The organism is Streptomyces sp. NPDC091387, assembly GCF_044756945.1.
Classification (GTDB): Bacteria; Actinomycetota; Actinomycetes; order Streptomycetales; family Streptomycetaceae; genus Streptomyces.
Genome location: NZ_JBIVTZ010000032.1, coordinates 1 through 21,635, shown reverse-complemented (window position 1 = coordinate 21,635; position 21,635 = coordinate 1). Strand labels below are relative to the sequence as shown.

General features: G+C 71.6%; 22 protein-coding genes, 1 pseudogene and 1 riboswitch. Of the genes and pseudogenes, 13 read left to right on the top strand and 10 right to left on the bottom strand.

Annotated features, from left to right (window positions below; translation table 11 throughout):
- Positions 1-15 precede the first annotated feature (15 nt).
- The 7 genes from ACIQM0_RS37670 to ACIQM0_RS37640 are packed head-to-tail and all read left to right on the top strand — an operon-like array spanning position 16 to position 5,655.
- Positions 16-1,065: a RidA family protein gene (locus ACIQM0_RS37670; RefSeq protein ID WP_401295409.1), complete on the top strand. Its 1,050-nt coding sequence runs from the start codon at positions 16-18 to the stop codon at positions 1,063-1,065.
- 2 nt (positions 1,066-1,067) lie between these two features.
- On the top strand, positions 1,068-1,604 hold the full coding sequence (locus tag ACIQM0_RS37665; protein WP_401295485.1) for a MaoC family dehydratase N-terminal domain-containing protein: 537 nt from the start codon (positions 1,068-1,070) through the stop codon (positions 1,602-1,604).
- Positions 1,601-2,047 (top strand): MaoC/PaaZ C-terminal domain-containing protein, encoded by a 447-nt coding sequence (locus ACIQM0_RS37660; RefSeq protein ID WP_401295407.1) that lies wholly within the window; start codon positions 1,601-1,603, stop codon positions 2,045-2,047. The genes ACIQM0_RS37665 and ACIQM0_RS37660 overlap by 4 nt, the downstream gene beginning before the upstream one ends.
- Positions 2,044-3,186: an acetyl-CoA acetyltransferase gene (locus ACIQM0_RS37655; protein ID WP_401295405.1), complete on the top strand. Its 1,143-nt coding sequence runs from the start codon at positions 2,044-2,046 to the stop codon at positions 3,184-3,186. The genes ACIQM0_RS37660 and ACIQM0_RS37655 overlap by 4 nt, the downstream gene beginning before the upstream one ends.
- Positions 3,183-3,632: a Zn-ribbon domain-containing OB-fold protein gene (locus ACIQM0_RS37650; protein WP_401295403.1), complete on the top strand. Its 450-nt coding sequence runs from the start codon at positions 3,183-3,185 to the stop codon at positions 3,630-3,632. The genes ACIQM0_RS37655 and ACIQM0_RS37650 overlap by 4 nt, the downstream gene beginning before the upstream one ends.
- A 3-nt stretch (positions 3,633-3,635) precedes the next feature.
- Entirely contained in the window at positions 3,636-4,799 is a 1,164-nt protein-coding gene (locus ACIQM0_RS37645; RefSeq protein WP_401295401.1) for an acyl-CoA dehydrogenase family protein, read from the top strand.
- Between the two features lie 4 nt (positions 4,800-4,803).
- Positions 4,804-5,655 (top strand): HpcH/HpaI aldolase/citrate lyase family protein, encoded by an 852-nt coding sequence (locus tag ACIQM0_RS37640; protein ID WP_401295399.1) that lies wholly within the window; start codon positions 4,804-4,806, stop codon positions 5,653-5,655.
- A 20-nt stretch (positions 5,656-5,675) separates the two neighbouring features.
- On the opposite strand, the gene ACIQM0_RS37635 is transcribed toward ACIQM0_RS37640, so the two are convergent.
- The 3 genes from ACIQM0_RS37635 to ACIQM0_RS37625 all read right to left on the bottom strand — a co-directional run bounded on the left by ACIQM0_RS37635 (position 5,676) and on the right by ACIQM0_RS37625 (position 8,891).
- Positions 5,676-6,095: a hypothetical protein gene (locus ACIQM0_RS37635; protein WP_401295397.1), complete on the bottom strand. Its 420-nt coding sequence runs from the start codon at positions 6,093-6,095 to the stop codon at positions 5,676-5,678.
- 318 nt (positions 6,096-6,413) lie between these two features.
- The gene (locus tag ACIQM0_RS37630; protein WP_326733357.1) at positions 6,414-7,256 is read right to left on the bottom strand and encodes a DUF4437 domain-containing protein; all 843 of its coding nucleotides are present in this window, start codon (positions 7,254-7,256) and stop codon (positions 6,414-6,416) included.
- 21 nt (positions 7,257-7,277) lie between these two features.
- Positions 7,278-8,891, bottom strand: coding sequence for a class I adenylate-forming enzyme family protein (locus tag ACIQM0_RS37625; protein ID WP_401295395.1), 1,614 nt, complete (start codon positions 8,889-8,891; stop codon positions 7,278-7,280).
- A gap of 224 nt (positions 8,892-9,115) precedes the next feature.
- On the opposite strand from ACIQM0_RS37625, the gene ACIQM0_RS37620 reads away from it, so the two are divergent.
- Positions 9,116-9,937 carry an NAD-binding protein gene (locus tag ACIQM0_RS37620; protein ID WP_401295393.1) on the top strand — a complete coding sequence of 274 codons (822 nt, stop codon included), beginning with the start codon at positions 9,116-9,118 and terminating at the stop codon, positions 9,935-9,937.
- Between the two features lie 31 nt (positions 9,938-9,968).
- On the opposite strand, the gene ACIQM0_RS37615 is transcribed toward ACIQM0_RS37620, so the two are convergent.
- Complete coding sequence (locus ACIQM0_RS37615) at positions 9,969-11,405, bottom strand: FAD-dependent oxidoreductase (protein ID WP_401295391.1); 1,437 nt, start codon at positions 11,403-11,405, stop codon at positions 9,969-9,971.
- 440 nt (positions 11,406-11,845) lie between these two features.
- On the opposite strand from ACIQM0_RS37615, the gene ACIQM0_RS37610 reads away from it, so the two are divergent.
- Positions 11,846-12,556, top strand: a complete 711-nt coding sequence (locus ACIQM0_RS37610) for a response regulator (RefSeq protein WP_401295389.1) — start codon at positions 11,846-11,848, stop codon at positions 12,554-12,556.
- A 91-nt stretch (positions 12,557-12,647) separates the two neighbouring features.
- On the opposite strand, the gene ACIQM0_RS37605 is transcribed toward ACIQM0_RS37610, so the two are convergent.
- The 4 genes from ACIQM0_RS37605 to ACIQM0_RS37590 all read right to left on the bottom strand — a co-directional run bounded on the left by ACIQM0_RS37605 (position 12,648) and on the right by ACIQM0_RS37590 (position 18,051).
- Complete coding sequence (locus ACIQM0_RS37605) at positions 12,648-14,357, bottom strand: GAF domain-containing protein (RefSeq protein WP_401295388.1); 1,710 nt, start codon at positions 14,355-14,357, stop codon at positions 12,648-12,650.
- Between the two features lie 310 nt (positions 14,358-14,667).
- Positions 14,668-15,288 carry a hypothetical protein gene (locus ACIQM0_RS37600; RefSeq protein ID WP_401295386.1) on the bottom strand — a complete coding sequence of 207 codons (621 nt, stop codon included), beginning with the start codon at positions 15,286-15,288 and terminating at the stop codon, positions 14,668-14,670.
- A gap of 273 nt (positions 15,289-15,561) precedes the next feature.
- Entirely contained in the window at positions 15,562-16,488 is a 927-nt protein-coding gene (locus tag ACIQM0_RS37595) for a universal stress protein (protein WP_401295384.1), read from the bottom strand.
- A gap of 597 nt (positions 16,489-17,085) precedes the next feature.
- Positions 17,086-18,051, bottom strand: a complete 966-nt coding sequence (locus tag ACIQM0_RS37590) for a pirin family protein (RefSeq protein WP_401295382.1) — start codon at positions 18,049-18,051, stop codon at positions 17,086-17,088.
- Between the two features lie 142 nt (positions 18,052-18,193).
- On the opposite strand from ACIQM0_RS37590, the gene ACIQM0_RS37585 reads away from it, so the two are divergent.
- Both ACIQM0_RS37585 and ACIQM0_RS37580 read left to right on the top strand, forming a co-directional pair.
- The gene (locus ACIQM0_RS37585; protein WP_401295380.1) at positions 18,194-18,550 is read left to right on the top strand and encodes a tetratricopeptide repeat protein; all 357 of its coding nucleotides are present in this window, start codon (positions 18,194-18,196) and stop codon (positions 18,548-18,550) included.
- Positions 18,551-18,663: 113 nt separating this feature from the next.
- Positions 18,664-19,170, top strand: coding sequence for a GNAT family N-acetyltransferase (locus ACIQM0_RS37580; RefSeq protein ID WP_401295378.1), 507 nt, complete (start codon positions 18,664-18,666; stop codon positions 19,168-19,170).
- A 99-nt stretch (positions 19,171-19,269) separates the two neighbouring features.
- Here the strand turns inward: ACIQM0_RS37580 and ACIQM0_RS37575 are convergent, their stop codons facing one another.
- Both ACIQM0_RS37575 and ACIQM0_RS37570 read right to left on the bottom strand, forming a co-directional pair.
- On the bottom strand, positions 19,270-20,040 hold the full coding sequence (locus ACIQM0_RS37575) for a CbtA family protein (RefSeq protein WP_401295376.1): 771 nt from the start codon (positions 20,038-20,040) through the stop codon (positions 19,270-19,272).
- Between the two features lie 29 nt (positions 20,041-20,069).
- The gene (locus ACIQM0_RS37570) at positions 20,070-20,285 is read right to left on the bottom strand and encodes a CbtB-domain containing protein (RefSeq protein WP_362964241.1); all 216 of its coding nucleotides are present in this window, start codon (positions 20,283-20,285) and stop codon (positions 20,070-20,072) included.
- 45 nt (positions 20,286-20,330) lie between these two features.
- Positions 20,331-20,424: riboswitch (adenosylcobalamin (AdoCbl) riboswitch) on the bottom strand.
- A gap of 137 nt (positions 20,425-20,561) precedes the next feature.
- Between ACIQM0_RS37570 and ACIQM0_RS37565 the strand changes: the two genes are divergently transcribed.
- Positions 20,562-21,140, top strand: coding sequence for a histidine phosphatase family protein (locus ACIQM0_RS37565; RefSeq protein ID WP_401295373.1), 579 nt, complete (start codon positions 20,562-20,564; stop codon positions 21,138-21,140).
- 196 nt (positions 21,141-21,336) lie between these two features.
- Positions 21,337-21,635: pseudogene (locus tag ACIQM0_RS37560) on the top strand (glycoside hydrolase family 16 protein); the annotation flags it as partial.

Sequence of the window (21,635 nt, the reverse complement as noted above, 5' to 3'; positions counted from 1 at the left end):
CCTCCGGAGGCCCCGTTGACCGCCGTACACCCCCCGGCCACCCGCCGCGCCGATGTGACCGTCCTCGGCCGGGGGACGGGGCCGGCCGCCCAGGCCCGCGCCGCCTACGGCGCGCTGAGAGCCCGGCTCACTCACCCCGGGGCCGTCCGGCTCACCGAGTTCGTCACCGTCGCCGCGCTCGACGCCCACCACGAGCTGACGGCAGCCCGCGCCGCCGTCTTCCCCGACGCGGCCGGCTCCGCGCGCACGGTGGTGGTGGAGTCCCTCCCCGATCCCGACGCGCTGCTCGCCGTACGGGCCGGGACCGGATCCGCTGCCGGGGACGGCACCGTACACCTCCCCACTGTGCTGCCCCTCGACGATCACGGCGACGTCGCCCACCCGGACGACTTCCCCGCCCAGTACGCGTTCTGCCTGCGCAAGGCGGGCCGGCTCCTGAAGAGCGCCGGGCTGAGCCTCGACCACGCCGTGACAACCTTCGACTACACCACCCCCGCCACACGCCGCGCCTACCCGGGCTGCGCCGGACCGCGCCGCGAACTCCTGGGCGGCGCGGGGGTGTTCCCCGGCGCCGGTGGCATCCTGATGAGCCGGCTGCACGCGCCGGGCATCCTGGTGGCGCTGGACGTCACGGCGTCCAGACACCCGCTCAGCTCCGTCAACCCCGGCTGGAGCCGCTACGACACGCTCACCTACAGTCCGGGCGTGCTGGCCGGCCGCACCCTGCACATGTCGGGGTTCGCCGCACTGGACATGGAGACCCAGCAGGCTCTGTATCCGGGCGACCCGGTGGCACAGACCGAGACCGTCATGCGCGCCGTCCTGGAGGTGGTGGCCGCCGCTGGTGGTGGCCCGGAGCACCTGGTTTCCGTGGAGGAGTACCTGTGCCCGCCCGCTCTCGGGGATCGGTACGCCGTCGCCGTCGCCCGTGCGCGGGTCCTGGGCGCCACGTCCACGCCGGCCGTCACCTCCGTCGGCTGCGCCACCCTGCTGCGGCGGGAGTTCCTCACCGAGGTGTTCCCCACCGCAGTCCTGCCCGCCCCCGTAGAGGGAGGTGCGCGGTGACCATGCCCACACTGCTCACCGAGGAACTGCGCGCCCGGCTGACCGGACGCACCGCCGTCTACACCGCTCCGGAGGTCCTGGGCCGGGCCGCGATCCGCTACTTCGCGCTCGCCACCGGAAACGCGGACCCGCTACACCTCGACCCCGACTACGCGCGCGCCCACGGCCATCCGGACGTGATCGCCCCGCCCACCCTGGTGTGCGAGACCAACCAGTACGCGGACCTGCCCCCGGACGAGGACGGATACCCCGGCCACACCTGGGGCATCTCCCTGCCCGGCACCCGGACCGTGCGTGGCGGCAACTCCTACACGTTTCACCGGCCGGTGGGCCCGGACGACCGGATCACCGCGACCTGGACGCTCTCCTCCGTCACCGAGCGGACCACCGGTGACGGCCTGCCGATGCTCGTGGTGCGCTCGCACTGCGCCTACACCTCCGACGGGGAGCTGCTGGCGGAGAACCAGGAGACCGTGCTGTACATCGCCCTCGCCCCGGCCGACGACGTGCCCGCCGCTGACGAGGGGAGCGGCCGATGACCGGCCCCCAGCTGCTGCCCGGGGCTGTGGTCCCGCCCCTGCGGCGCGCCTTCCCGCTCGACCGGATGGTGGCCTACGCCGGCGCCACCTGGGACTGGCACCGCCTGCACTACGACACCGAGTACGTCGCGGCCCGCGGGCTGCCCGCGCCGGTCGTCGACGGGCAGGTGCTGGGCGCGCTCCTCGCCGAGCAGCTCCAGCGCTGGCTCGGCCCGCAGTGCGTGCTGCGCACCCTCCACTTCCGGTTCGCACAGCCGGTTTTCGCCGGGGAGAGCGTGGTGTGCACCGGCCGCGTCACCACGGTCGGGGACGACGGCCTCGTGACCGTCGAGCAACGCGTCGAGGTGACCGGCCCGAAGCCACGCACAGCGGTGAGTGCGGCCGGGGCGACCCTGACGCTCACCCCGCCACCACCGGGTCCGGACGCCGGAGGCCCCGAATGACGGCGGCGATCGTCGGAGCGGCCACGTCCGATCTGGGCGTCACCGGCCTGCCCGCACTCGCCCTGCTGGCCCAGGGCGTCACCCGGGCCCTGGACGATGCCGGGCTGGCCCTGTCCGACGTGGACGGCCTGGCCACCGCGGGGACGGGCCGGTTCGCCGCTACCCAGGCCGCCGACTACCTCGGCATCCGGCCCGCGTGGACGGACTCCACGTTCGCGGGCGGCAGCGCCTTCGAGATGTACGTGGCACGGGCCGCACAGGCGCTGGCGGCCGGGCAGTGCCGCACGGTCGTCATCGCGTACGGCTCCGACCAGCGGTCGGGGCGCCGCCGGTCGGAGCCGTACGACGTGGCCGCGCCGGAGGCGCAGTTCGAGGCGCCGGCCGGACCGCTCTTCCCCGCCTCGCACTACGCCCTGGCCGCCCGCCGCTATCTGCACGTGCACGGCCTGGACCGTCGCGTACTGGCCGAGGTCGCGGTGGCCGCGCGGGCCTGGGCCCTGCTCAACCCGGAGGCATATCGCCACGCGGCCGGACCGCTAACGGTGGAGCAGGTGCTGGCCGCACCGATGCTGTCGAGCCCGCTCACCACCGCCGACTGCTGCCTGATCACGGACGGCGGCGGCGCCCTGGTCCTCACCACCGCGGAACGGGCCCGCGATCTGCCCCGCCCCCCGGTGCTGGTGCTCGGTTACGGCGAGGCCACCTCCCACACCGGGTCGGCGGGCTCCGACGACCTGCTGGACAGCGGCGCGCGGGCGGCCGCGGACCGGGCATGGGTCAGCTCCGGGCTGGGCCCCGGGGACATGGACGTCGTCCAGGTATACGACTCCTTCACCATCACCACGCTCCTGTCGCTGGAGGCCCTCGGCTTCTGCCCGCCGGGCGGCGCCGGGGAGCTCGTCGCCGATGGGCGCATCGGCCCCGGCGGCAAGCTGCCGGTCAACACCTCGGGCGGCGGCCTGTCGTACGGGCATCCCGGCATGTTCGGGCTGTTCCTGCTGATCGAGGCGGTGCGGCAGTTGCGCGGGGAGTGCGGGGCCCGCCAAGTCCCCGGGGCGCGTACCGCTGTCGCACACGGCATCGGCGGGATCCTGTCCACGCACGCGACCGTGGTGCTCGGCCGGGAGGACGCGCGGTGAGCGGCGCCCCCGGGGCGTCCGCCCTGCCCGGCCCCCCGCCGGCCCCCGCCGACGCCGTCACGGAGGAGTTCTGGCAGGCGACTCGGGAAGGGACACTCAGCGTCCAGCACTGCCCGGCGTGCGGGGGCCATCAGCATCCGCCGCGTGTGCTGTGCGTGCACTGCGGTGGCGTCGACGGACTGTGCCAGGTGCCTGTGCGCGGTCCTGCGGTGCTGGACTCGTTCACCACTGTGCACCGCGCGCCCGAGGGCCGCGCGGTGCCGTACACCGTGGGCCGGGTGCGGCTCGCCGAAGGCCCGGTGCTGCTGGTGCCGTTGCTCGGCGACCCCGACTCGTTCCGCTGCGACCAGCTCGTACGTCTCGTCTGGCTGCCGCTGCCGGACGGCCGGCGCCAGCCCGCCTTCACCCCGGCGCCCGTTGTGGCGCCCGACGAACCGGAGCCGTGAACCGTGGACTTCACCCTCAGCCCCGAACAGGAACTCTTCCGCCGGACCCTGCGGGACTTCGTCACCCGGGAGATCGAACCGGTCGCCACCGAGTGGGAGGAGTCCGGCAGGCATCCCGCGGAGATCATCGAGACGATGCGCACGATGGGCCTGTTCGGCCTCACCGTGCCCGAAGCCTATGGCGGGCTGGAGACCGACATGGTCTCCTTCGCGCTGGTCTTCGAGGAGATCTCGCGCGGCTGGATGGGCATCGCCGGGATCCTCGGCTCGCACTCCCTGGCCTGTCTGCTGATCGCCCGGCACGGCACCGAGGAGCAGCGCACGCGCTGGCTGCCCCGGATGGCGACCGGTGAGTGCCGCAGCGGCATCGCCCTGACCGAACCCGACGCCGGCACCGACCTTCAGGGCATCCGCACCACGGCCCGGCTCGACGGCGGACACTACGTGGTGAACGGCGCCAAGACGTGGATCACCAACGCCCGCCACGCCGGTGTGCTGCCGGTGCTGGTGAAAACGGACCCGCAGGCTCAGCCCGCTCACCGGGGCATGAGCATCTTGCTCGTGGACACCGCGACCGAGGGCTTCACCGTCACCCGGGACCTGCCCAAGCTGGGCTACAAGGGGACGGAGACCTGCGAACTGCTGCTCGATGATCTGCGGGTGCCCGCGGACTGCCTGCTCGGCGGGGTCGAGGGGCGGGGGATGCAGCAGGCGCTGTCCGCGCTGGAGACCGGCCGGATCAACGTGGCGGCACGCTCGGTGGGGATCGCCCAGGCGGCGCTGGACGCGGCGCTGTCGTACACCGCGGGACGGCACGCGTTCGGCAGCCCGATCCATGATTTCCAGGCCGTACAACTACGCCTGGCGGACATCGCCACCCGCCTCCAGGCATCGCGGCTGCTCGTGTACTGGGCGGCATCCCGCGCGGATGGCGGAGAACGGGTGGACACCGAGTCCGGGATGGCGAAGCTGTTCGCCTCCGAGACGGCGATCACGGCCGCCCTGGACGCCATGCGACTGCACGGCGGATACGGCTACTCGAAGGAGTTCGTGGTGGAACGACTGTACCGGGACGCGGCGTTGATGAGCATCGGGGAGGGCACCAACGACATCCTGCGCACCGTGATCGCCCGTCGGCTGACCTCCGGCGCGACCAGGATCGGGTGACCCGGTGGCCCGTTCCTATCTCTATGTGCCGGCCGACCGTCCGGCAATGCTGGCCCGTGCACTGGAGCGTGGCGCGGACGCGGTGATCGTCGATCTGGAGGACGCCGTCGCCCCGGACGCCAAGGACGCGGCCCGCCAGGCCGCCGCCGACTGGCTCGCCCGGCTCACGCCCGGTGGCCCGACCGAGGTGTGGGTCCGGGTCAACCCCGGCCCGACGGGTCTCGCGGACGCCGCCGCCGTGGTCGCGCCCGCCCTCCACGGGCTGTGCCTCGCGAAGTGCGAGAGCCCGGCCGATGTGGTGGCGGTGGACCAGGTGGTGGGTGAGCGAGAGGCCGCGCTGGGACTCACTCCGGGGTCCGTCGCCCTGTCGCCCCTGCTGGAGTCGGCCGGGGCGGTCCTGGCGGCGCCCGCGCTCGCGGCGTCCCCCCGGGTGGCGCACCTGCAGGCCGGCGAGGCCGACCTACGTGCCGAGCTGGGCATGGAACCCAGCCCGGATGAGCGCGAGTTGCTGCCGCTACGGGTCTCACTCGTGCTGGCCTGCGCCGCCGCCCGGGTGGGTCCGCCGGTCGGCCCGGTGAGCACCGACTACCGCGACACGGGAGCCCTGCGCCGCTCCACCACGGCCCTGCGCGCCCTCGGCTACCGTTCCCGGGCCTGCATCCACCCGGCGCAGATCCCAGTGGTGCACGAGGTGTTCACTCCGTCGGAGGCCGAACTCGACGCGGCGAGCGAACTGGTGAACCGGTTCGACGCGGCGGTGCGGGACGGCCACCCGGTCATCGTCGGCGCGGACGGCCGCATGGTCGACGAGGCCGTGGTGCGCGCCGCCCGCCGCACACTGGCGGCGGGCGGCTGAGAGCGCCACCGGGGCCCCGGTCAGTCGTCCGACGGCTCCGGGTCCTCCGGGCGGCACCCGTCGAGGAGCCGTCGGGCGCAGCCCTTGCCCGCTCTCGGCAACGCCCGCGTCCGGACCGCAAGTCGCTCCGTCCGGTCGGCACCGAGGACCGGATCGGCACCCAGCCGGTACTTGGCCTCCAGTTCCTCCAGGGTGAGAGGGGCCGCCGGGCCGCCGCGCGAACCGGGCACGCGGTGCTCCACATGGACGCCGTCGTGCGTGGTGACCCGCAGGACAGCGCTGAAGGCGTGCGGGAACTCGTCGTCGCAGACGGCGTCCTGGACGACCTCGACGCGCGCGGCGAGCGCCCGGCGCCGCGGGTCCTCGAAGGCGCTGGGGGTGAAGTCGGCGAGGCTCCCGCGACGCCCGCGGTTTCCGGATGACCGGTGAGGGCGCGGCAAGGCGAGTCCGCCGAACGTCCGTCCGCGGACAACGAGGCGCCGTGGGCGGGTGTAGCGGACGGCACGGTCGACCGGGTGGCCTCCGACCACGCGTGTCGCATGGAGGAGAGCAAGGGCGACGCACTGTGGCCCGCTCTGCCGGGGTCCGACGGAACCGCCCTGCCCTATCCCCTGCCGCTTCCGGAGGGTTACCACCGGCGGGGAGTGCCGCTGCGCCGGATAGCCGAGCCGTTCTCGGCCCAGCCGGCCACCAGCCGGAACGTACAGACTCCGGCGGGGCCGACCGCGTCACCGCGATCCGCTCCGCCGGAGGATCCGTCACATGCCGTCGCGGGTCCACTCACCCCGGGAGCGGGAACGCAGCGGCATGGTGGAGGGCTGCGGTGCCTGGTGGGGCTCGTAGTTCTCCGCCTCACCTCCCCAGTTGATCCACTCCTCGGTGGTGTACCAGTTGATGAGTTCACCGTCCGAGCGGATGATCCACGTGGTGTCCTCCTCCGCGACGAAGTGACCGTGCTTGACGAACGGCGGGCGGAAACAGTAGGTGCCCGGGTCGATGTCGCCGAAGTTGTACGTCATCCGCCCGGCGAGTGTGTAGAACTCCTCGTAGCAGGGGTGGTGGGCCAGGCGGTGATCCGTCCAGCCCTTGGGAGCGAGGATCAGCCGGGTGTAGAAGCCGGTCTTCTCGTCACGGTGCAGCAACTTGATGAACAGCGGCGAGATCGGCCCCACGGTCGGGGCGGCCACCCACTCCATGTCCTCCGGGTCCCGCACGGTGACCTCACCGTCGGCCTCCACCGCGCGCTCACCGTCCAGGGCGAAGTCGGCAGGGCCGTACTCGCGCCAGTGCAGCACCCGGCTGCCCGCGTCGATCGACACGGCTTCCATCGGCACCCCGGTGGGCACCTGGACGTACCCTCCCGGCCCCAGCGGTGTGTCGCCGTAGGTCAGCCGCCCCGACACGACGAAGAACTCGGTGTCGGCGGCGGGCACACCCGCTCCGCGTGACCAGTCGGTGTCGAACTCGAGGGAGAGCGCACTGGAGCCGTCCTCCTCGTCGGTGCTGAGCCGCCGCTCGCGCACCTCGCCCGCACCCCCCGGCAATTCGGCCACGTGCCATACGTAGTCGTCCTCATGGATGAGTTCCACATGCGGGCGCACCGCGCCACCGCCTTTCGTTTCTCATGCCGTACTGGGATCTTTCTGCGGCCGCGACGGGGCTGCCCCGTCGCGGAGTTCGCGTTTGAGCACTTTGCCCGCCGAGTTGCGCGGGAGCCGGTCCACGGCCTCCAGCCGACGCGGCAGCTTGTATCCGGCCAGTCGGGGACGCAGGAAGTCCGCGAGGTCCTCGACGGCGGCCGGGACGGCGCCGGGCACCCACACCACGAAGGCCGTGACCCGTTCACCCCACACCGGGTCGGCCGTCCCCGCCACCGCGCACTCGGCCACGGCCGGGTGGCGCAGGAGCGCCTCCTCCACCTCGCGCGGGTAGACGTTGAGCCCGCCGGAGACGATCAGGTCCTTCTTCCGGTCGACGATGGTCACGTACCCCTCGTCGTCCATGGTCGCGACGTCGCCCACCGACAGCGCGCCGTCCGGCGCGGTACAGGCGGCGGTCGCCTCGGGGTCGTCGAGGTATCCGGCCATCAGGAAGGGAGAGCTGCTGAACAGTTCGCCGGGCTCGCCGGAGGGCACGGCACGGCCTTCGTCGTCGACCACGCGGACCTCGGTCAGATGCCAGGCCCGACCGACCGAACCGGCCTTGCGGCGGGCGTCCTCAGGGCGCAGGTCGGTGACCACGCCGCCCTCGGTCGAACCGTACAGTTCATGCACCCCGCAGAGCGGAAAGGCGTCCAGCACCCATTCCTTCAACTGAACCGGCAGAGCGGCGGCGTTGAAGTACAGCGTGTCCAGGGCGTCGAGACGGTGCCGGGCGGGTGCGTCCTCGCCCAGCGCCCGAAGGGTCTGCGCATGTGTCGGCACGAGGAACACGGACTGGACCCGGTGCTCCTCGGCCAGGGAGAGCATGCGGGCGGGGTCCCAGCGGGGCAGCATCACGACGGTGCCACCGGTCAGGACCGGCGCGAAGCCGAACATGAACCCCGCCCCATGGCTCATCGGAGCGACCGCCAGGCTCGTCCGGCCGGCCCCCAGCCCCCACTCGTGGGCCGAGAGCAGCGCGGTCAGTGCCCGGCCCCGATGGGTGAGCAGCGCGCCCTTGGGACGGCCGGTGGTCCCGGAGGTGTACTGGATGCAGAAGACGTCTTCGCCGCCGACCCGTACCAGCGGGTCACGGTCGGGTGCGGTGGCAAGCGCCTCCTCGTACGCACGCCCGGGGCCGGGCCCGCCCACAGTGAGCACCAGGGCGATCCGGTCGGCGCTCGCCGAAAGGGCGTCGAGCACTTCCTCGGCCCGCTCGCCCTGGACGATCAGGGCGCGCGCCCTGCTGTGCCCGACGATCCAGGCGGCCTCGGGGCCGGTCTGACGGATACCCAGGGGCACCATCGGCAGTCCGGCCTTGGCCAGGGCGGCGGCCACCTCGGGGTATTCCAGGCGGTTACCCAGCAGGACCGCGACCGGATCGCCCGGTACCAGACCGGCACCGAGCAGCGCCTGGGCGAGCCGGTTCGACCGCGCGTGGACCGCGGCGAAGGTCAGAGTGCGTTCCCCGTCGACCACCGCGGTCCGGCCGGCGGAGTCGAGGGCGCGTTCGCGCACGCCGTCCGCCATGGTGACGGTGACCCCGCCGGCCATGATCCGCCGGACCGGGTCGGGCAGGGATGGTGCATCAGGCATGACGACGTCCTCCGCGGGCCCAGCGGTGATCGGAGATGAGCACCCCCCTTGTCTACTGCCACGGTTCCACCTACGTCAACATAGTTTCCCTGATGGAAACGCGACGACGCACCGCGCGGCCCGGCGGCACAGGACCGTCGCCGCGGCCAACAGCGCTTCGGCACTGGCGCGCCGACGCCTCGTGCGCCACAGTGGAACACTGTTTCCTTTTGGAGGTGTGTCGGGTGCGCTATGTCGTGATCGGCTGCGGCAATGTCGGCGGGGGCGTCGCGCGGCTGCTGCGCGCGGACGGGCACGAGGTGGTGGGCACCACCACCTCCGAGGAGCGACGGGCGGAGGTGGCTGAGGTGTGCGGTGAGGCGGTGGTGCTTTCCGGCCGGGACACCGAGGCGATCCGGCGGGTCGCCGAGGGGGCGGACGGGCTGGTCCTCACGGTCAGCCCCCGGCTGCGACGGGCCCTGGACCCGGCCGCCCGGGCAGCGGAGTACGCCGAAGCGCTGGTGGCGACCGCATGGGCGGCCGCGACGGCCCACCCCCGGGTGGTGATGGCCGGGTCGGTCTCCGTCTACGGTGACGCCGCCGGCCCGGTCGTCGACGAGAACACGGCGCCGACCACGAGCGAGGACGCGTCCCCGCGGAGTTTCCTGGCGGCCGAGGCCGCCGTGCTGGCGCTGCCCGGGGGCGCGGTCGTACGGCTCCCCGACGTCACCGGGCATCCCGGAGACCTGGACGACACCGCGCGGGTGAGACTTGCTCACGAACACCTCGGTGGCACCGTGCCGTTCGCGTCGGGCGCTCTGCGCCACCGCATCGACCACCAGGACGCCGCGGGCGCGCTCACCTTCGTGCTGACCGAGCAACTGAGCGGCCTCTACAACGCCGTGCCCGACACCACGGTGCCGCCCACCAACGCCGAGTCCTTCGGTAAGGTGTGCGCGGCCGCCGGCCTCCCACCGCTCACCTTCGGGGAGCAGATCCGCACTCCGGCGCACCCGATCTCCTCGGCACTGCTGCGCCGGGCGGGGTTCACGTTCCAGCACTCGTGAGACCACCGCCGGCGGCCGGCCCTCGCCGGGGTCAAGCCGCCGGCCCCGGGGTGCCGGGTTGGTCCGCCAGCGCACGTCCGAGGATGCGACCGAAGGCCATGGCTGGAGTGAGGCACATCCCGGAACAGAAGGAGTTGCCGTTGACCGCCGCCGACCCGATGACCTCGCCCACCGCGTAGAGGCCCAAAAGCGCACGCCCGTCCTCACGGAGCACCCGCAGGCGGGTGTCGACGTCCAGTCCCGCGAAGGTGATGACGGTGACCGGCCGGTTCTCCACCGCGTAGAACGGCGGCTCCACCAGAGGCGCGGGCAGGTGGGTCCGGCCGAATTCCGGGTCACGCCCGGCTGCGACGAAGCCGTTGTAGCGCGCCACCTGTTCGGCCAGGCCGCCCGGTGTGATGCCGGCCAGGCGGGCGAGGCCGGGGACATCCGGCGCGCGGTGCAGGCCGGGGCGGCGGCCGCAGGCGGCATCGAACTCCTCCGGACTCCAGCCGTGCACCATCGGCCGGGATGATCGGAGCGCCCGCGCGTCGAAGACCGTCCAGAAGGTCATCCGGTCGAGGCGAGCCAGGGCACGCTCCTTGCGGTCGATGGACGGCTCGTCCTCCGCCGTCCAGCGCCTCCCGCGCACATCCACGTACACCTCCCACGGCGGCCTTTCCGGGGCGACGAGCTGCGGGCGATGCAGCCAGTCCACGCGGAGCGTGCCGGGCTCTGGCGGCAGGCCGCCGAAGGTCGGCAGGTACTTCCCCCGGCCCTGGATGCCCGCCCCCACCGAACGCCCCAGACGAATACCGTCGCCTGTCGCCGTGGGCGCCGCCGAGGTGGTCAGCGGGGCGTTGTCCAACTCGTCGAAGAGTTCGGGATCATGGCCGAATCCTCCTGTGGCGAGGACGACGGCCGCCGCGTCGAAACCTCGGCCGCCCTCGGTCCGTACGCCGGCCACCCGGCCGTCCGGGGCGGCACAGAGCTCCACAACCCGGACACCACAGTGAAGCCGGACGGCACCGGAGGCCAGGTGCGGAGCGAGCAGGCGGCGCAGAACTGCCAGCAGGGCCGGCCCGCCCGGCACTTCGGCCGCGTGGACAGTGCGCGGGACGAGGTACTGCTCGTGCCCGTGGACGATGCGCGGCGTCGTCGGGTCGACGGCGAAACCCGCGTCGAGCAGCCACTCCAGCACGGACGGCTGCTCCGCCAGCGACAGCCGGGTCAGGTCCTCGCGCCCGGTACCGCTACTGATCCGGGCGATATCCTGCCAGTGCTGCTCGGGATCGTCCTCGATACCCCGCGCGCGCTGGAGCGAGAAGCCACCGGCCGAGAGATGGCCGCCCGACCACGGCAGGGCTCCGCCGATGTCGGCGGTCTTCTCCAGGAGTACGACGCGTGATCCGCCCTCGGCCGCCGCGATCGCACACGCGATCCCGCCGGGTCCCGCACCGACCACCACGATGTCCGTTTCCCTGCCCACAGACAACCTCTCCCCCACTGTCGGACCGGCGGCCGGCCAACCGAGAAACGTTCCGCTCCAGGAGACACCGTTTCCGACAGGAGGCGGATCGGTCAAGACGCGACGCGAAGACGACGGACGCGTGGCGACCGTCGGCCGGGCCCCGACCCGCGGTGGAAACTGACGTCATCACACCTCACCGCGGACGGTCTCTGCTTGAGCGAGGACAAGGAGAAGGCGGAGGCCGCGGCGACGTCCTTCGTGTGTTCCTGCGTAACGACACAGCGACCCAAGAAGAGATCGTCCGCGACGTGCTCCCACATACCCTCGCCCCACGCCGTACGGGTCGAAGAGGGGACCGGTCGGCCCTGTGCGGAGGGCCTCCGCAAGGGTCATGCTGGCAGCACCCGGCCGCGCCTGCCGCCCGGTGTCCGACGACACACCTTTGCGAGGAAAGACCCATGAACGCGGTAAGTCCTCCGGAAGACCCCATTTCCTCGTCGAGCGGGGCATCCCAACCGATCCAGGTGTTCCTCCTGGACGACCACGAGGTGGTCCGGCGCGGAGTGCGCGACCTGCTGCAGGCAGAGGAGAACATCGCGGTCGTGGGCGAGGCCGGAACGTGCGCACAGGCATTGGTCCGAATCCCCGCACTCCGCCCCCAGGTCGCTGTCCTGGACATGCGGCTTCCGGACGGGAACGGAGTCACCCTGTGCCGGGAGTTGCGCTCACGGATGCCCGAGCTGGCCTGCCTGATCCTCACCTCCTTCGACGACGATGATGCTCTGCTCGACTCGATCATGGCCGGGGCGGCAGGCTACGTGCTCAAGCAGATCAAGGGATCCGATCTGGTCACCGCCGTCCGCACGGTCGCCTCCGGCCAGTCGATGCTCGACCCGGCGACCACAGGACGTCTGATGGCGAGTCTGCGACGTCCGCAGGCACCGACCCCGCAGGCCGATCCGGTGCTGGCCCAACTGACCGAACGCGAAATGGCCATTCTCAACCTCATCGGAGACGGTCTGACCAATCGCCAGATCGGTGAGACCCTCTTCCTCGCCGAAAAGACCATCAAGAACCACATATCGCGCATCCTGGCCAAACTCGGCGTCGAGCGCCGCATTCAGGCCGCGATGCTGGTGGGCAGGGACCGGGACCAGAGTCTCCGCTAGTACCGGCTCCGGAGCGCTGCTGCCCGCCGTCCGACCGGCCCGACGCGTCCCAGGACGCGCGGTCTCCGTGCCCCCGTCCAGCAACCCGATGTCAGGCGCGCCTGATCGGCACCTGCCACTCCAGTCGGGTCCCGCGCGGGATCCGCGGAGCGACGACGAATGTTCCCCCGCACTGCCGGGCCCGCTCGTCGAGGTTGGCCAATCCGCTCCGAACCGCGCCGTCCGCGATACCGACCCCGTCATCGACCACGGTGAGCGTCAGATCCGTGCGTGTCGCCGCGACCACGACCTCGACGGTCCGCGCCTCGGCGTGGCGGGTCACATTACTCAACGCCTCGCCCAGCACAGCCAGAAGACTGTCGACCAGGTCGCTGGGGACTTCGGTGTCGAGCAGGCCCTCCATCCGCAGAGCGGGCGTGCAGCCCAGCGTGGCGACCGCCCGCTCCACGGTGTCCACCACGCGAGCCCGCAGGCCCTGGCCGCCGGGCCCGATATCGCGGGCCCGCAGACCGAAGATGGTCGACCGGATTATCTTCACGGTGGCGTCCAGATCGTCCACGGCGCGGTGGACCCGCTCCAGTGCCTCCGGGTGCTCTATGAAACGCTCCGCACTCTGCAACGTCATGCCGGTCGCGAAGAGTCGCTGGATCGCCAGGTCGTGCAGGTCGCGGGCGATCCGGTCACGGTCCTCCAGCAGGGTGATCTGCTCGACGTCACGACGCCGCTCGGCCAGTTCCAGGGCCAGCGCGGCCTGACCGGCAAAACCCAGCAGCGGGCCCGCGTCCTCCGCGGTGAACTCGACGCCCCCCTCGGTGCGGGCCAGCATCAACACCCCGCGCACTCCGCCCTTGGCCGTCCCCATGCGCACGGCGACAGCGGGCCCGAGCCCCTGCCAGCGCGCCGAACCGGCCGTGATCCTCGCGTCCTTGTTGACGGCAGCACTGATGATCGGCTCTCCTGAGTGTAGGGCCGCCCCGACGAAAGACCCTTCCGCCGGCAGAACCAAGCCCCGGTGGGCCGCGGCCCCCTCGCCCACAGCCACTTCGACGATGAGTTGGTCCGGGCCGAAGGCCAGAGCGATCACGGCCAGGTCCGATTCGGCAATGGTCCGTGACCGTTCGGCCAGCAACTGCAGCACATCAGTACGCCCGGACCCGGTGAGCAGGCTGTTCGTGACCTCGGCGCTGGCAGTGAGCCACCGCTCGCGCTGCCGTGCCTGGCTGTAGAGCGAAGCGTTGTCAATCGCCACACCGGCCGCCACAGCCAGGGTCTTCAGCACTTCCTCATCCTCGGCGGCGAACTGGCCGCCACCGTGCTTCTCGGCCAGATAGATGTTGCCGAACACCTCACCGCGAACCCAGATCGGCACACCGAGGAACGTGTCCATCGGCGGATGGTTGGGTGGGAAGCCGTACGAAGCCGGATGCGTGGACAACTCCCTCAGCCTGAGCGGCTCCGGGTTCCGGATCAGTTCCCCGAGCAGGCCGTGTCCCTCCGGAAGCCTACCGATCGCCGCCACCTGCGCGTCATCGAAGCCGACGGTGATGAACTGGGACAGCCGCTGACCCACACCAATCACCCCCAACGCCCCGTACTGGGCGTCCACCAGTGCCACCGCGGACTCCACGATGTGCCGTAGCACCTGGTCCAGCTCCAGTTCCCTTCCCACCGCCAGGACCGCTCCCAGCAGGCTGTGCACCCGGTCCCTCGCGTCACGGGTCAGGTCCAGCCGCGTCTGGAGTTCGCGTAGCGACGGGTCCAGTTGATATGTGCCCTGGTCGTCCTCTGTCTCGCCGATCATGTGGGTCTCCCTGGGAACGCCGACCGCCCGTGGCCGCTGAGGCGGCGGTCCAGGCCACGTTACGTGCATTCCGTCGGGGGCCCGGCCCTCTGCCCCGCCCTGTTCGGCCCACCCCACCGCAAACGGACAGGTCTACGGGCAACGCGCAGCGGGCTGGTACTCGCTTCCTCGGTTGCGGCGGTGAGCCGGCCTCGCACCCGGTCCCACGCAGTGGGCCGTTGGTCCCGTGTCTGCGGGCCGGACGGCCATGTGCGCCGACCCGGGGATCCGGGCGGCGCACACGGGGTGGGCGATGCCTTCAGCTGAAGGTTCAGCGGAGCCATCGGTAGCGCTCGACGATCGGCAACCGTGCCCAGATCCGACCGAATCCCCAGGTGGTCCCGGCGGAAGCAACAGCGAGGGCGATCATGGCGGCGGCGTACACGACGTGGTAGTCGACGATCGGATTGCTCGACATGCTCGGCGATCCGTCGGACAGGTGCCTGGCCGGCGGCCATTCGGCCACCCACATGAACGCCATCATGACCGTGCCGGCCACGGCGGCGGCCCTCAGGGCGATCCCGCTGACCAGGGCCAGGCCGATGGCGAGCAGTCCGAGCATGAACGACCAGTCCACCCAGCCGGCTCCTGCCCAGGAGTGGAAGGTGCTCTCCATCGGCCCTGCGGCTACACCGCTGAGGAAGCCTTTGGTGGGTGAGCCACCGTCGACCCAGCCCTTGCCCGACGGGGTCGCGTATCCCCAGCCGAACGCCTTGTCGAGGAAAGCCCACAGGAAGACGGCCCCGAGCAGCAGCCGCACGCCGGCGAACACCTGCGCACGGGTGCTGGACGCTCCTGCCGCGATCTCTCCGGGGTCAGCGGGTGAAGCGGTCCGGTGCCAGCCGGGAAACCGAATTCCGGTGTTTCGGTGTGTGCGCTCGTTGACTGCCATGGTGTGCACGTCCCTTCGGGACTCCGGTGGGCAATGCGCGGTGCGCAATCCCGTGTGTGGTGCTGCTGCTCCGTATCCTGCCGAGCCCGGTTCCGGGACCGCAGAGGCTCACCGGCCCCATCCAGCAGCCGAACGGCCCTATTCCAAGAGGCTCTTGCGGCAGGCCGTCACTGCTCGGCGAGGTGGTGGCCCTGGTGCTCCGACCGCCGGACGGCTGGGTTCTCGCGGCACTGCCGTTCACCGTCCTTCGATGGCGGGGACCCGAACGGCCCGTCAGGAGTGCCCGTGGGGCACGACGGCGACGGGAGCGTGGGCGTGGTGCAGCACTTGCTGGGTGACGCGGCCTGTCGGTGGTGCGAAACGGTTGCGGTTGCGGTCGGCTCCGAGCACCACCAGACCGGCCCCGGCTGAGAGGCGGACCAGTGTCGTGGCCGCCTCGCTCATCCCGACCTCCGTGAACACCTTCACGTCCGGGTACTCCTCGCGGGGTGCGGCAATGACCTCCAGCAAGTCCCGGCTCTCCTGCTCGTCGCACATATCCGAGCCGTCCAGCGGCACCGCCACGTAGGGGCTGTAACTCGCCGGGTACATCCAGGTGCGAACGGCCAGCAGCGGGACTCCGCGCCTGGCCGCCTCGGCGAACGCGAACGCCACCGGCCCGGCCGTCTCGCCCGGAGCCGCTCCCAGGACGACCGCACCGGGATCGCACCTCGTCGACGTATCGTTCGGCTCAGCCCGGTCAGCCACCGGATCAGCCGCCTCGGAGGGGCCGCGGAAGACGACGACCGGGCAGGACGCATGGGCAACCAGGCTCTGGCTGACCGAACCGATCAGTACGGACCTGAAGCGGCCCAGCCCCCGGCAGCCAACCACCAGCAGCTCGGCGTCGCGCGCCAGCCGGATCAGCCCCGGCACCGCCTCCTCGGGCAGCACCTCGAAGTCCACCCGCAATCCGCTGTGCCGCGCCTGGGCGCGGCTGCCGGCCCGAGCCAGAATCTCCTCCGCCGCCTGGAGCAGGCTCTTCGCGGCCCCGACCCCGCCGGTGCCCGGCACACGATGCGGGGCCATGGTCCAGGCATGGGCGATACGCAGTGGCACACCGCGCAGGACAGCCTCGTCGGCGGCCCAGTCGAGAGCTTCCTGGGCGTGGGCCGAGGCATCTACACCGACCACCACACTTCGTACGTTGGAACCGCTCATGGTTCGCTCCTCAGATATGCCGGGGCCCTTGCGAACCTGTGGCGCATGGGCCCGTGAACAGCCCCCTGTTCCGTTGTCCGGATGCCGGAGGCTCGCCCCCAGCATCCGGCCCACCCGTCGCCCAGGTCAGGGGTCAACCGGCCCCGTTCTGGGGACCATCGGCAATCCGTCGGCCTCACGGCGTGCTTCCAGCCCAGCAACAACTCAAGCGGATACGCGTCGCCGCCGGCCGGTCGTCAGCACCGTTCCCACTGCCACTGACAGGCGGGAGCATGTCCAGCTGCACCTGTCACTGAGGACAGAGCCGAGCGGAAGGGCGAGTTGGCCACTCGTCGGGGCATGCGGCCCTCGCCGCACGTGTCGCAACCGGGCGGCTCCCGGCGAACCGAAGCCGCTCCCCGCGGGGCTCTGACAACGTGCGGCGGCCGCGGGCCAGGGTGAGAGGCAGCACCTGGGCGGCACCGACCTTGGCGCAAGAACTGGCGAGCGCCGACGGCCCCTCGGCCCCGTCGCCTTCCTGGCACACCTCGGCGAAAACCGCCGCCGATCCCGGAATCGCCCGGCACGAGGACGACCCGGTACCGGTATCCGCGCAGGTCAGCGGACCCGTCCCCGGGGCTTCAAGGGCACCGGGGGCAACGCCGGAGCGGGGAGCGGTGCACCGTCATAGCCGCGTACGGTGCCGAACCGATCGCCGTTCATCCACTCCTCGCGGGCCCGCTCGATCTCGTCCTGGGTTCTGCCCACGAAGTTCCACCACATGAGGATCTCCTCCTCGAAGGGCTCACCGCCCACGAGCATCAGGCCGGCGTCGGATTCCGCGCGCAGCGGGAGTTCCGTGCGACCGCAGCCGAGGTAGAGCATCGAGCCGGGCAGGACGGGTACGCCGTCGACCTCGGCCTCGCCGGACATCGACAGCACCGCGTACTCGAAGTCGGGGTCGAGCGGGAGACGCGCCTCGGCGCCGCGGCTCAGCGCCAGGTCCGCGCCGACGATCGGGGTGTACGCGGTGCCGGGCGAGGTCGCGCCGTCGAGGTCGCCGAGGATCACGGTGGCGGTGAGGCCCGGGGCGGTGACCGTCGGCAGGCCGGAGTGGTGCTGGAAGTGCGGCTCGACGTCGCGGTGGGCGTCCGGCAGCGCGACCCAGAGCTGGGCGCCGTGCAGCAGCGCGGCGTGCGACCTGGGGCTCTCCTCGGAGTGGCTGATCGCCCGGCCCGAGGTCATCAGACCGAGTTCGTACGGGCGGATCGTGGCCAGGCTGCCGAGGCTGTCGCGGTGCAGGACCTCGCCCTCGTGCAGCCAGCTGACCGTCTGCAGGCCCATGTGGGGGTGGGGCGGCACCTGCATGCCGGGCTCGTCGGCGATGTCGTCGGGGCCGTAGTGATCGACGAAGGCCCATGCCCCGACCATGCGACGGCCCAGATTGGGCAGCAGCCTGCGCACTTCGGTGGACTCCCCGAGCTTCACGCGGCGCGGGGTGAGGAGTTCACGTACCGGTTCGGCGACGACGAAGCCGCGCCCTCCACAGACGGAGAGTGCTGCCTGCCGATCGAGATTGCTCATGGCGCTCAACCTATTCCCGCGGGGATCCGGGCGGGCGTCGCCCACGCCGAATATTTAGTGGAATGTTAAACCATCTCGATGCGTTGTGGCGATGCGACGCGTACGGGACCGGCCCGCGGCGAGCCTCGACCGAGGAGGACGAATGAGCGACACCTACTACGAGTTCGGTACCGCCGCCGAGCGGTGGGAGCGGGCGCAGTTCTTCTTCGAGTCGAAGGAGTACATGGTCGCGGCCCGGATTCTGGGCGGGCTCGTCGAGGAGGCGCCGGAGCAGGTCGCGGTGCGGTTGCTGCTGGCGAGGGCCTACTACCACTCGGCGCGGCTGGGCCGGGCCGAGACGGAGCTGCGCGCGGTGCTGGAGCTCGATCCCGTCGAGTACTACGCACGGCTGATGCTCGGCCGCACGCTGGAGCGGCAGGGGCACCCGACGGAGGCGGCCACGCACCTGCGGGTGGCCGCCGCACTGTCCGGGGACTTCACCCCGGCCGGCGGCGAGTAGCCGCAGGTCCCCCGGGGATCACCGGAGACATGCGAAACGTTCGGTACGGGCGGGCCTCGGCCGGAGGATATCCGGATGCGGCCCGCCTGTACCGCGTGATAGTCACCTGAACCATGACCGTCCTCAGCACCCCGCGCCTCCTGCTCCGTCCGATGAGCATCTTTGACGCCGAGCACGTGGTGGCGGGCCGGCCGCCGGACGGCGTCCGCTGGGCGGCCGGGTACCCCTCGCCCGGCGAGCGGGCGGCGGCCACGCGCTTGCTCAACACCTGTGCGGACACCGGGGATCCGAGCCCGTTCGGCTCGTACGAGATACGGCTCGGCGAGGACGGGCCGGTGATCGGAGGGCTGGGGTTCCACGGAGTACCCGACGAGGACGGGCACGTCGTGATCGGTTATGGACTCGTGCCGTCGGTCCGGGGTATGGGGTACGCCTCCGAGGCGCTCCGCGCGCTGCTGCGGTTCGCCCGTGCCCGGGGCGTCGCCTGCGTGCACGGGGACTCCGACCTCGACAACATCGCGTCCCAGCGCGTCATGACCGCCGCGGGCATGCGCCTCGTGAAGCAGGACTCCCAACTGAAGCACTACCGGGTGGACTGGAACGGGCCCGCCCAGGAGTGAGCCGGGGCCGGAGCACGGCGGAACCCGCAGGGATTCGCCCTGCGGGTTCCGCCGTGCTCCGGCCCGGACCGCGTGTCCGTGGCCGCGCGTTCGCGTCGGTCAGCCTGCGGCGGTGACGGCTCGCTTCGCCGTTCCGCTTCCGGCCTCGGCCGCCTCGGCCCTTGGCACGAGCAGCCGTTCGGTGAGGTAGCCGAAGACCAGCCCGAAGGTGGTCCAGAGCGTGAACTGAACCGCGAGCGTGGCCAGCCTGAACTGCCACAGCAGGGTGGCCGGGAAGTCCCTTCCCACCTCGTTGAACGCGGGCAGGAAGGCGTACGCGAGACCGATCAGCAGCACATAGCCGGCCGCTGCGGCGATCGTCGCGTTCCAGGCACCCAGGCGGGGGGCCAGCCGCCTGCCGAGGATGACCGCGGCGACGGCCAGCAACACGCTGAGGGCGACCATCAGGAAGAACAGCCCGGTGCGTTTGCCGATGGTGTCGGGGTTGCCGACGGCCGGCGGATTGGCCGGGTACTTCAGGAACGGCACGACGTACACGGTCAGCAGGGCCGCTGCCGCGATCAGCGCCGCCGTGGCCCGCGGGCCGAACCGGCCCATCCGGCCGAGCGCGTAGCAGAAGACGAGTGCGGCGATGCCGCCGATGGCCACCCCGAAGACGAGTACACCGGTGGCGAGGCCCGCGGTGGACTGCAGGGTGCGGCTGACGAGTTCCTCGCCGCCGTGCTCGTGGCTGTGCGCCTCCTCGAGGGCGATGGCCGCGTCCACGCGGGACTCGCCGAGGCAGTAGGCGACGATCATCGCGAGCGCGCCCGCGATGAGGCCCGCGAGCATGCCGCGGACCAGGATGGCTCTGACAGATATGGAGTTCATGAGGGATTCCCCTGGATCAGCCCGGTGGGTCAGTGGCAGGGGAAACCGAGCAGGTGACGGCCGTCGTGGACCCACTCGTGCACGCCCGCACCCGAGATGACGGAGGTGGCGCCCTGTTCGGCGCCGACGAAGTACAGCAGGATCAGCATGACGATGCCGAAGAAGACCGCCCACGGGGCGATGGCCTTGAGCGAGATGGGGGTGATGGCGGGTGCGCCGGTGGCGGGGGCAGCAGTCTGTGCCATGGCAGAACCTCCTGAGGGAACACGCGTCCCGATCGTGGTGCCTGAGACGAAGGTGCTGGGTCTGACTTCCCGCACAGGTACGGGTTCACAGTGGCGCGACCGTGCCGGATTCTCACCGGACTTCCGTCACACCCTCGTCATGTCGTCGCGACCATACCGCCTGGACGTGGGCGCCGCCATGGTGCCGTCCGCGGCACCGAGGGCCCGGATGTCATGGTGTGCTTGGCCAAGTGGCCACAGTTCAGGGAGTTGAGAGCGGTAGTGACGGTACGGGTGATGTTGATCTCACCGGCGATGAACGCCGCGCTGCGCGAGGCCCGGTTCGCCGGTGACGCACCGCTTGACGACTCCGGGCTCCGGCAGGCCGGAGCAGCCGCGGACGCGGTGCCGGCCGCGGACCGGTGTCTGCGGGGTCCGTCACTGCGCTGCGCCGGCACCGCGGACGCGCTCGGCCTCCGGGCCGGCGTCGAACACGCGCTCCGGGACTGGGAGATGGGCCGCTGGTCCGGCGCACGGCTCTCCGAGGTGAGTGCGCGGGAGCCGGAGGGGGTGGCGGCCTGGCTGGCGGATCCGTCAGCCGCTCCGCACGGGGGCGAGTCGCTGCTGGAGCTGTGCGCCCGAGTGGGCGCGTGGCTCGACGCACTCGACTCCCCCGACGGCAGTGACGGCGGCCGGGTGCTGGGGGTGGCCGAGCCTGCCGTGATCCGCGCCGCGGCAGTCCGTGCACTGGATCTCCCGCCGCAGGCCTTCTGGCGCCTCGACGTGGTCCCGCTGACGGTCACGGAGCTCAGCGGCAGGTCGGGGCGGTGGAACCTGCGCTGCGGCAGGCCGCTCGCACCGGAGCCGGCCAGCTGATGAACGTACCGGAGCAGCGCGGATTCGGTGCGTGCAAGAACTGTGGCCTGTACGGAGCCTTGACACGCTCTTGGTTCACTTCTTAAATCACGTAGTGAACTAAGGCCCCAACTCTCCCCCACGTGGCCGCCATGCCCCCACTTGTCATATGCATGGTTAGTCACTTTTCCTCCGTCCTGTACGGAAAGGAAATTCCATGAGTTCCCCCCACCTGACCAGGCGCCTCCTGGTCTCCGCACTGTCGGTGCTCGCCCTCGTCTCGGCCACCTCCGGCTTCGCCTCCGGCGCCCCGGCGGCGCCCGGCTCGGCGCAGGAATCGGGCACCACCCAGTCGTCCGCCGCCGCGTCCTTCACCGACGACTTCGACGGTGCCGCCGGTTCTGCCGTGGACGGCAGCAAGTGGCAGATCGAGACCGGTGACAACGTCGACAACCACGAGCGGCAGTACTACACGGCGGGCAACAGCAACGCCGCGCTGGACGGCCAGGGTCATCT